This is a genomic window from Actinoplanes sp. NPDC051411 (assembly GCF_040682075.1).
In the GTDB taxonomy this organism is placed as follows: Bacteria; Actinomycetota; Actinomycetes; order Mycobacteriales; family Micromonosporaceae; genus Actinoplanes.
In genome coordinates, this window is the sequence record NZ_JBFBAD010000230.1 from 1 (window position 1) to 10,007 (window position 10,007).

Consider the following 10,007-nt stretch of genomic DNA (forward strand, 5'->3'; position numbering starts at 1 on the left):
CCGTACGCGAAGTGGTAAAGCGCAAGGGTGTGGTGCGCGCCTAAGCCCTCCGGCAGCAGGCCGGCGATCCGCTCGGCCACCTCGGGGGCCGAGCGGAAGTCGCCGAGCTTGTGGTGCTCGGCGGCCAGGAAGGTGAGGCGGTCGACGTCGGCCGGGTCGTCGGCCAGGTCGCGCTCGAGGAGCCGCAGGTAGAACCGGCTCTTCTCGGTCTCGCGCTCGACCGTCGGCAGGTGGTGCTCGATGATCACGTGGCTGCGGCGCAGGCGGCCGCCCGCCTCGAGGATCGCGGTGTCGACGGTCTCGTGGACGCGGTTGCGGTAGCGGAAGGCGGGGCGCCGGGCGAAGAGGCGGACGGCGTGGTCGACGGCCGCCTTGCCGCCGGGCCGCCGGTTGCGCCGCTTGACGACGTAGCCGACGTCTCCTCCGTCGGCGGCCAGCGACCGGATCAGGCCGGCGCTGTCCGGATGGAGGGTCTCGTCGGCGTCCAGCACCAGCACGAAGTCGCCGGCCGCCGCGTCCAGCGACCGGTTGCGGGCGGCGGCGAAGTCGAGGTCGGCGAAGTCGTGGGACAGCACGGTCGCGCCGTGGTCGCGGGCGATCTCGGCGGTGTCGTCGGCCGAGCCCGTGTCGACGACGATGATCTCGTCGACCGCCTCGCGGGCGCTGGCCAGGCAGCGGTCGAGGACGTCCTGCTCGTTCTTGACGATCATGCACAGGCTCAGCATTCAGGTTCCTCCAGGTCGAGCAGTCGGTAACAGGTGGCTTGAAGCCGGGCCCGGGCCTCGCCGGGCACGGCGGTGACCAGTTCGGTGAGCTCCCGGTGGCCGGTGGCCTTGTCGAGCTGGACGTCGACCGGGATGCCCGGGTCGTAGCGGCCGGCCAGCTCGCCCAGGCGGTGGGCGGGGGAGCCGGGGACGACCTGGTCGTCGGGGAAGGCGGCCAGCAGGGTCGGTTTGCCCAGCGCGGCGCCGTAGACGGTGACCGACCCGTGGTCGCCGATCACGTAGCCGGCGGTGGCGAGTTCCCGGCGCCAGGCCCGGAGCGGAGGCACGAGGGTCAGCCCGCGTTCGAGGCTGTTCCGCAGCCAGAGCCGGACCTGATGTTCGCCGTGCCGGGCCCAGATGTTGGGGTGCAGGATGAGGCGCGTGTCGTAGCCGGCCCCGACCACGGCGTCGATGACCTGCGGGCTCACACCCAGCAGAGACCGGTTGCCCCAGGTGCTGGTGATGACCACCGTGTCTTGCGCTCGCTCCGCGTTCATCCGCACGAGATGGTCGAAGCACGGGTCGCCGACGACGACGGCGGTGTCGGCGGCCGCCCCGAGCTCGTACGGGCGGGCCAGGCCCAGAGCGGCGGCCAGCGGGCGGCCGTGCCGGTCGAGCAGCCACTCCGCGTCCAGGCCGAAGACGGAACGGCTTCCGGGCGCGTACTTCCCGAAGCCGGCCCCGTGGGCCAGCGTGAGCAGAGGTCCCCGCAGCTCGTCGAGGGGACCGTGATGGCTGGCCGAGACGATCAGGTCGTAGCGGTTCCGGGTCGCCTCGCTCCACGGCACCGTGGCCAGGCCGACCTTCGCCACCAGCTCGGGCAGCCCCTCGGCGAACGGGTCGGACAGGTCGGAGGTCGCCACGATCCGCACCCGCAGGTCGCCGGCGAAGACCTCGGCCACGTCGAGCAGCCGGTCGAGCGTGGTGCCGTTGTGCACCACGAACAGCGCGGTACGCGCCACCGGAACGGTGTCCCAGATTTCCATGCCCGCACCATCGGGCCGAACCTGTCAGCCAGCTGTGGCCCGACCCTGAGGAATCTGTCAGGGCTCGGGTCAGGGCCAACCTCCGGGCTTTCCTCGATGTCCTTCGGCCCGGCCGTTCCTAGGCTCCGGGCCATGAGATCGATCACCATCGCCGCGCCCGCCCTCATGCTCGGCTACGGCATCGCCCGCTGGATCGACGGCTGGGACGGCTCCCGGCACAACGGACCCGCCTGGACCATCGGCCACACCATGTTCTTCCTGGCCATGGTGTTGTTCGCCGTCCAGGCGGCCGGGCTGGCCCGGCTGGCGCGCGACCGGCTCGCCATCGCCGTACCCGCGCTGGCCGCGACCGTCTTCGGCGCGGCCTGCTTCCTCTGGGTCATCGTGGGTGACCTGTTCTCCGGCTTCGACCACCCGCTGCCGTCGCTGCTGGAGAATTTCGGGCCCGCGCTGTTCGTGATCGGGATGGTCACGCTGCTCGCGCTGCAGTCCGCCGGCCGCCGGCTGCCCTGGTGGAGCCCGGCCGCGTTCCTGATCGGGTTCGTCGCCACCAGCGTCGACCTCGACCTGCTGCCGTTCGCCGCGGCGCTGATCCTGGTCGGCAGCGTCCCGGTCGCCCGCGGCGTCTTCGCCACCCCACGTCGTGAACTGCTCATATGACCACGGCACGGTGACGTCGGCGGAGCCGTCCTCCGCTCTCGTCACCGGCGTGCCCGGCGGGGCGTGCACCGCGGCGGGCACCGCGGCGCGCAACCGGCCCGTCGCCGACCTCAGTGCATCGGAGGCAGCCGGAGCAGCTTCGTCGGCGGCCCGTTGAACGCCCGCTGGCTCTCCGGGAAGAGACCCACCGCGTCGCAGCAGTAGGCGACCGGATGCCCGTAGTACAGGAACGTCCGCAGCACCTCCGAGCCGGTGTCCGCCGGGTCCGAGTCGCCGCTGCCCGGGCTCAGATCGGAGCCGACCAGGTGCCCGTGATGGAACGCGATGCCCGGGCAGCCGCCCTTCGGGTCCACGCACATCGCGTACGCCGAACTGCCCGGCGTGAGCCGGGCGAGCAGGCCCGGCGACGCCGCGGTGAAACCCGCCCACTGGGTGACCACGCACCCGCCCGGCACATCGGTCACACCGACCGTATGGGCCACCTCGTCATCGGTCATACCCTCCGACCACGGATCCAGCGCCCACTCGGCGAAATTCGGGATGTCGACCGGCAGCGCCCGCATCCGGCCCGCCGCCTCCGCCGAATCGACGTGCGCCACACAGGCGATGCTCATGCCCTCGACCTCCGGATCGCCGACCGCCGCGATCCGCCGCCGCGCCCGCGCGATCGCCGTCATCTCGGCCGTCGTCAGATGCGAGTCGGGCGCCCCGAACAGCGTCGGCCGCGGCCCGGCCAGCGCCAGCCGCCCCGGCGACCAGCCACCGATCTGCGGCGCCCACGCATCGGCCCCCGCACCGGCCAGCAGCTCGGCGACCTCGAAATGGCGGTGCATGACGGCCTCCCACAGCGCCGTCCGGCCCCGCCACAGCGCGTCGACCCGCTCGCCCAGGCGCCGCTCGACGACCGGAAGCGGAAGACCCTGCCTCGCGGCCTCGTGCAGCGGCGGCGCGAGGCCCGGGTCCAAGTCGTCCACGCCCCGAGTCTCCCAGCCGTCAAAGCTCCAGGTGGCCGGTGTCGTTGAAGCAGACCGGCACGGGCAGACTTTTTGCCGCCCTCGCCTGGTTGAGCCCGAGTCGGCGCCACGACGGCGCGTCGATCGCGTGCCGCACGGACGAAGTCGCAAGCGTGAGCGGGCACCCCCGTGAGATAGTGGCCGACGATTTCGGCCGTCTCGGCCGCTCTTGCTGCGGGGCTGTAGTGGATGGCGTCGAATCGGTTCCCGACAGGCGCCGGCCCAGACAGAGCCGCGCGCGCCATAGGGGGAGCCTTTCCGATGCCGTCGTTCGACCCAGATCTTTACCGGGGTGCGGGCCTGGACTATGACCGGCACCGACTGCCGTATCCGCCCGCCCTGATCTCGGCGCTCCTTTCCGGCGTATCCGGCCGCTCGCGGCTGATGGATCTGGCGTGTGGGACCGGGCAGTTGGCGTTCGCGTTGTGCTCGGAATTCGCGTCCACGTGGGCCGTTGATCAGGAGCCTTCGATGCTTTCGGTGGTCGCGTCGAGGGGTGTTCCCTCCGTGCGGGCCGTGGTCGCCTCGGCGGAATCGTTGGAGGCGCCGACGGGTGCCTTCGATCTGGTCGTCATCGGCAACGCGTTTCACCGGTTGCGCCGGGAGCGGGTGGCTTCGCTGGTGTTTTCATGGCTTCGCCCGGGCGGGTCGCTGGCCCTGTGCTGGTCGGATTCGCCGTGGGAGGGGGAGGAGCCGTGGCAGTCCGTCTTTCGGTCCGTCATCGCGTCGTGGCGGGAGCGGCTTTCGGTCGGCGATCGCCTGCCGGCGGGGTGGTCGTCGGCTCGGGCCGCGCGGCCGGATACGGAAGTTCTGTCGGCGGCCGGGTTTCTGTGTTCGGACCGGGTTTCGTTGTCGGTTCCGCATCGGTGGAGCGTGGGGGCGTTGGCGGGGTTTGTGTATTCGACGTCGTTTCTGCCTCGGTCGGTGTTCGGGGAGCGGGCGGCGGAGTTCGAGGCCGAGTTGGGGGAGCGGTTGGCGGGGGAGTTGGTTTCTGACGTCAGCTATGCCTTCGATTTCGCTTCCAGGCCGTATTAGCCCAGGATCCTAGGATGCTGTAGGGGTGGTGTTCCGGGTCCTCGGCGCCCTGCCCGAACCCCGGCCTCGGCTCGGAGTGAGTCCCCCGTGATCCACCGAACCGGGGGAACTCAGCCGACGCGAGGAGATCACCCCGGCCTGGGCCCAGGGGTTGGCCTGGTGGCCAAACCGCGGCTGCATTCGCGGGAAGAACGCTTCACACCGACCCCGGTGTCCGGAACGCGAGGATCCGGGGATTCGCCGGCGACCTCGCCGAAGCCGGTGTCCTATGCGTGCTCACCGAGGGCTGCGGCGCCTTCGATCGCCGGGCCCGACAGCCGTGTCGGGGGGATTTTCTGGTTTTGGAGGCCGACGTCCGGCGCTGTACCTGAACTGCTGTGCGCGAGCCGCAACCATCTACATTGGACTCCTCGTCGGCAGCATCACGATGACCCATCCGGCGCACCTGAATCCCCCGAACGGCCCGGAACACCACGGCCGGGCTAGAACAATGGGCGGCCGGCACCGCGCGTCCGGCCTACGCAAGCAACCCTGGACCGGCCTGGACCCGCTTCAGAAAACTCAGGTCACGGCCGTGACTCCCGGCCTGGCGGTCAGCGCCGGCAACTCACGCCGGGGCTCGCGCACGCAAAGCTGAAAAGAAGCCGGCCCTCGCCCACCCGCCCGGGTGAGCCCGCTGGGTGGCCGGTCGGGCCAGCGGTCACGGCCACGACAGCCGGCCGGCGACGACCAGTCTCGAGGCAGCCGCATGCAAAGCGGGGAAAGCCGACCACCGCGCGAGCCGCCCACCCAACCCCCGCCCCGCTCCCGACCCGCGCCCACGCGCGCAAGAAGGTCAGGTTGCCGGTGCCCCCGGTACTGCTGCCAGATCCCCAGCGCAGGTCAATCACTCAGCCGTCGGCGAGTAAGGAGAGCCCCCGCAGCAATCCACCCGTGCAACGCCCAAGTGGCGGCAACCAACCCCGAAGCTCCCGCGCGCAAAGCCGAAAAACCCCTGCCCGCACCCATTCCATCCAAGCCCAGCCCGGTCACACCACCCCCCGCCGCGCACGCGGCCCCACCTCCCGGAGCCACCGCAAACCCCGGCCTGCCATGGACGTGGTCTCGCAACCGGCGCGGAACAACCCCCCAGCCCCGCGCCCACGCCGGCCCGCCAAAGAAGATTCCCTGGAGGAACCGCAGCGCGGCAGCCAGACCACCCACCCGCCAGGTGACCGCCCGGCGACAAACGCACCCAGCAGTGCGGAACCAAAGGCCTAGATGGAGTTGAAACCCTGCAAGGTGGCCGGGGGATGGGCCCAAGAACGAACTAGATGCTTTACCTCGATCTTGGGCCCATCCCCCGGCCACCGTCCTGGAGCAAGAAAGCCACCGCTTTTCAGCCCCCGACATAAGCCGCCAAATGCTCCCCGGTCAACGTCGACCGCGACGACACCAACTCCCCAGGAGTGCCCTCGAACACGACCAAACCACCATCATGCCCAGCCCCCGGACCAAGGTCGATGATCCAGTCCGCATGAGCCATCACAGCCTGATGATGCTCGATCACGATGACCGACTTACCCCCATCGACGAGACGGTCGAGCAGGCCGAGGAGCTTTTGGACGTCGGCCAGGTGCAGCCCCGTCGTCGGCTCGTCGAGCACGTAGACCGTGCCCTTGTCGGCCATCTGCGTGGCCAACTTGACCCGCTGCCGTTCGCCACCCGACAGCGTGGTCAGCGGCTGTCCCAGGGTGAGGTAGCCGAGGCCCACGTCGGCCAGGCGTTCGACGATTTTCACCGCGGGCGGGAGGGACAGCGACGTGAAGTAGGGGAGGGCGTCGTCGACCGGCATGGCCAGGACTTCGCTGATGTCGCGGCCGCCCAGTTTGTATTCGAGGACGGAGGCGTCGAAGCGGCGGCCCTCGCATTCCTCGCACGTTGTCGCGACGCTCGCCATGATGCCCAGGTCGGTGTAGATGACGCCGGCGCCGTTGCAGGCCGGGCAGGCGCCTTCCGAGTTTGCGCTGAACAGGGCCGGTTTGACGCCGTTTTCTTTGGCGAAGGCTTTGCGGACCGGTTCGAGCAGGCCGGTGTACGTGGCCGGGTTGCTGCGGCGGGAGCCTCGGATCGCGGACTGGTCGACGGTGACGACGCCGTCGCGGCCGGAGACCGAGCCGTGGATGAGGGAGCTTTTGCCGGAGCCGGCCACGCCGGTGACGACGGCGAGGACGCCGAGGGGGATGTCCACGTCGACGTTACGGAGGTTGTGGGTGTCGGCGCCGCGTACGGAAAGGGTTCCGGACCTGGTCCGGACCGCTTCCTTGAGTTTCGCCCGGTCGTCGAGGTGGCGGCCGGTGAGGGTGTCGCTGGCGCGGAGGCCGTCGACGGTGCCTTCGAAGACGACCTGGCCGCCGGCGGATCCGGCGCCGGGGCCGAGGTCGACGACGTGGTCGGCGATGGCGATGGCTTCGGGTTTGTGTTCGACGACGAGGACGGTGTTGCCTTTGTCGCGCAGTTGGAGGAGGAGGTCGTTCATGCGCTGGATGTCGTGGGGGTGCAGGCCGATGGTGGGTTCGTCGAAGACGTAGGTGACGTCGGTGAGCGACGAGCCGAGGTGGCGGATCATCTTGGTGCGCTGGGCCTCGCCGCCGGAGAGGGTGCCGGAGGGGCGGTCGAGGCTGAGGTAGCCGAGGCCGATCTCGACGAACGAGTCGAGCAGGTGCTGCAGCGACGTGAGCAGCGGGCCGACCGACGGGTCGTTGACGCCGCGGATCCAGGTGGCGAGGTCGCTGATCTGCAGGGCGCAGCAGTCGGCGATGTTCTTCCCGTTGATTTTGGAGGAGCGGGCCTGTTCGCTCAGTCGTGTGCCGTCGCAGTCGGGACACGTCGAGAAGGTGATGACGCGCTCGACGAACGCGCGAATGTGGGGCTGCAGCGAGTCGACGTCCTTGGAGAGCATCGACTTCTGGATTCTCGGGATGACGCCCTCGTAGGTGAGGTTGATGCCCTCGACCTTGATCTTCGTGGGTTCCTTGTAGAGCAGGTCGTTCAGCTCGCGTTTGGTGAATTTCCGGATCGGCTTGTCGATGTCGAAGAAGCCGGAGCCGAGGAAGATGCGGCCCTGCCAGCCGTCCATGCTGTAGCCGGGGATGGTGAGGGCGCCCTCGCTGAGCGACTTGGTGTCGTCGTAAAGCTGGGTGAGGTCGAAGTCGGAGACCGAGCCGCGGCCCTCGCAGCGGGGGCACATGCCGCCGAGGATGCTGAAGGTGCGTCTCTCCTTGAGCTGGCGGCCGCCTTTCTCGATGTTGACCGCTCCGGCGCCGCTGATCGAGGCGACGTTGAAGGAGAACGCCTGGGGTGAGCCGATGTGCGGCCGGCCGAGGCGGCTGAACAGGATGCGCAGCATGGCGTTGGCGTCGGTGGCGGTGCCGACGGTGGAACGCACGTCGCCGCCCATGCGCTCCTGGTCGACGATGATCGCGGTGGTGAGGCCGTCGAGCACGTCGACGTCGGGACGGGCCTGGGTGGGCATGAAGCCCTGGATGAACGCGCTGTAGGTCTCGTTGATCATGCGCTGGGACTCGGCGGCGATGGTGCTGAAGACCAGGGAGCTCTTGCCGGAGCCGGAGACGCCGGTGAAGACGGTCAGGCGGCGTTTCGGCAGCTCGACGTCGACGTCCTTGAGGTTGTTCTCGCGCGCGCCGTGCACGCGGATCAGGTCGTGCCGGTCGGCGGCGTGCGGCTGCGGGGTCATCTTCTCTCCATCTTCGGCGACGGCTCCAACCTAGCGGGAGGGTCCGACATCGCACTTGTCGAATCCTGCTCGACTTGCCGGACGTGCTCACTGAACCGATTCATCAATCAGCTTCGAGCAGCGCATTCCGTCCTTCGGCCGAAAGTTGCGGAGATCGACTTTTTCTCACGCGCCGCATCGGTCCTGCATGCCGGGTGTACGGCGGGCAGCAGCACCTTTGTCACCAGCCGAACACGAGCACATTGACTGTTGTGATTACCGCAACACGCTTGTAATGTTTCGCTCGATCCGGGTCAGCACCACCTTTCACGGTTAAGAACAGTCACGTCCTCGACTGCTGGAAAGGCATCGGCATGTCTGATCCCCTCGTACGCTCCCGGCGGCGCCTCGCAGGCGCCGCCCTGTCCGCGACCGCCGCCGTGGTCGCCCTCGGCACCGTGCTCTCGGTTTCCACCACCGCGAACGCGGCGTCCACCCTCGGTGCCTCGGCGGCCGCCACCGGCCGCTACTTCGGCACCGCCGTCGCGGCCTACAAGCTCAGCGACACGGTCTACTCCGGCATCCTCGACCGCGAGTTCAACATGATCACGCCAGAGAACGAGATGAAGTGGGACGCCACCGAGCCGTCCCAGGGCCAGTTCACCTTCACCTCGGCCGACCAGATCGTCGCCCACGCCCAGGCCCACGGGCAGCGGATGCGCGGGCACGCCCTCGCCTGGCACTCGCAGCAGCCCGGCTGGGTCGCCTCGCTGTCCGGCACGGCGCTGCGCAACGCGATGATCAACCACATCACGAACGTGGCCACCCACTACAAGGGCAAGATCTACGCCTGGGACGTGGTGAACGAGGCGTTCTCCGACAACGGGGACGGCTCGCGGCGGCAGTCCAACCTGCAGGCCACCGGCAACGACTGGATCGAGGTGGCGTTCAAGACCGCGCGCGCCGCCGACCCGGGCGCCAAGCTCTGCTACAACGACTACAACACCGACGGGGTCAACGCGAAGTCGACCGCCGTGTACAACATGGTCAAGGACTTCAAGGCGCGCGGGGTGCCGATCGACTGCGTCGGATTCCAGTCGCACATCAACTCGGCTTCGCCGGTGCCGTCCGACTACCAGGCCAACCTGCAGCGGTTCGCCGACCTCGGCGTCGACGTGCAGATCACCGAGCTGGACATCGCCGGGTCGGGAACGGCGCAGGCCAACACCTACGCCCGCGTCGTACAAGCCTGTCTCGCGGTGGCCCGGTGCACGGGCATCACGGTGTGGGGGATCCGCGACAGCGACTCGTGGCGGTCGGGTGACACGCCGCTGCTGTTCGACAACAACGGAAACCCCAAGGCGGCCTACACGTCGGCGCTGAACGCGCTCAACGCCGGTGGCACCACCACGCCGCCGACCACCGGGCCGACCACGGGTCCCACCACATCGCCGCCGACCACCGGGCCCACCACGCCGCCGACCACGCCGCCGGCCCAGGGTGGTTGCTCGGCCTCGGTTTCGCTCAACCAGTGGAACGGCGGCTTCGTCGCCACGGTCACGGTCACGGTCACGGCCGGGTCCGGCGCGGTCAACGGCTGGACGGTCGGGTTGACGCTGCCCTCCGGAGCGGCGGTCACCAACTCGTGGAACGCGACCGGCAGCGGAACCAGCGGTTCCGTCAGCTACACCAACGTGGCGTACAACGGCTCCATCGCCGCCGGCCAGAACACGCAGTTCGGCTTCCAGGGAACGGGAACCGGCCCGGCCGGCACACCGTCCTGTACGGCTCGCTAATCGCGTACGAAAGGTGCGGCCGCGGCCGTCCCCGCGGC

The 10,007-nt window shown here is 69.4% G+C and carries 7 protein-coding genes; 3 read left to right on the forward strand and 4 right to left on the reverse strand.

The window, feature by feature from the left end; translation table 11 throughout:
- Positions 1-725: glycosyltransferase family 2 protein (locus AB0M88_RS51855; protein WP_364115575.1), on the reverse strand; the 725-nt coding region annotated here is incomplete at its 3' end.
- The gene (locus tag AB0M88_RS51860) at positions 719-1,750 is read right to left on the reverse strand and encodes a hypothetical protein (RefSeq protein ID WP_364115578.1); all 1,032 of its coding nucleotides are present in this window, start codon (positions 1,748-1,750) and stop codon (positions 719-721) included. The genes AB0M88_RS51860 and AB0M88_RS51855, both read right to left, overlap by 7 nt.
- A 132-nt stretch (positions 1,751-1,882) precedes the next feature.
- Here AB0M88_RS51860 and AB0M88_RS51865 point away from each other — a divergent pair, with 132 nt between their 5' ends.
- The gene (locus tag AB0M88_RS51865) at positions 1,883-2,410 is read left to right on the forward strand and encodes a hypothetical protein (RefSeq protein WP_364115581.1); all 528 of its coding nucleotides are present in this window, start codon (positions 1,883-1,885) and stop codon (positions 2,408-2,410) included.
- Between the two features lie 110 nt (positions 2,411-2,520).
- On the opposite strand, the gene AB0M88_RS51870 is transcribed toward AB0M88_RS51865, so the two are convergent.
- Positions 2,521-3,384 carry a hypothetical protein gene (locus tag AB0M88_RS51870; RefSeq protein WP_364115584.1) on the reverse strand — a complete coding sequence of 288 codons (864 nt, stop codon included), beginning with the start codon at positions 3,382-3,384 and terminating at the stop codon, positions 2,521-2,523.
- Between the two features lie 300 nt (positions 3,385-3,684).
- On the opposite strand from AB0M88_RS51870, the gene AB0M88_RS51875 reads away from it, so the two are divergent.
- Entirely contained in the window at positions 3,685-4,458 is a 774-nt protein-coding gene (locus AB0M88_RS51875; protein WP_364115587.1) for a class I SAM-dependent methyltransferase, read from the forward strand.
- A 1,378-nt stretch (positions 4,459-5,836) separates the two neighbouring features.
- Here AB0M88_RS51875 and AB0M88_RS51880 read toward each other — a convergent pair.
- On the reverse strand, positions 5,837-8,194 hold the full coding sequence (locus AB0M88_RS51880) for an excinuclease ABC subunit UvrA (protein ID WP_364115590.1): 2,358 nt from the start codon (positions 8,192-8,194) through the stop codon (positions 5,837-5,839).
- A 353-nt stretch (positions 8,195-8,547) separates the two neighbouring features.
- Between AB0M88_RS51880 and AB0M88_RS51885 the strand changes: the two genes are divergently transcribed.
- The gene (locus AB0M88_RS51885; RefSeq protein WP_364115593.1) at positions 8,548-9,969 is read left to right on the forward strand and encodes an endo-1,4-beta-xylanase; all 1,422 of its coding nucleotides are present in this window, start codon (positions 8,548-8,550) and stop codon (positions 9,967-9,969) included.
- Positions 9,970-10,007 lie beyond the last annotated feature (38 nt).

Bases quoted from the DNA above. Each gene is read 5' to 3' on its own strand.
- AB0M88_RS51860 (WP_364115578.1), bottom strand. From the start codon at position 1,750: ATGGAAATCTGGGACACCGTTCCGGTGGCGCGTACCGCGCTGTTCGTG.
- AB0M88_RS51865 (WP_364115581.1), top strand. From the start codon at position 1,883: ATGAGATCGATCACCATCGCCGCGCCCGCCCTCATGCTCGGCTACGGC.
- AB0M88_RS51875 (WP_364115587.1), top strand. From the start codon at position 3,685: ATGCCGTCGTTCGACCCAGATCTTTACCGGGGTGCGGGCCTGGACTAT.
- AB0M88_RS51880 (WP_364115590.1), bottom strand. From the start codon at position 8,194: ATGACCCCGCAGCCGCACGCCGCCGACCGGCACGACCTGATCCGCGTG.
- AB0M88_RS51885 (WP_364115593.1), top strand. From the start codon at position 8,548: ATGTCTGATCCCCTCGTACGCTCCCGGCGGCGCCTCGCAGGCGCCGCC.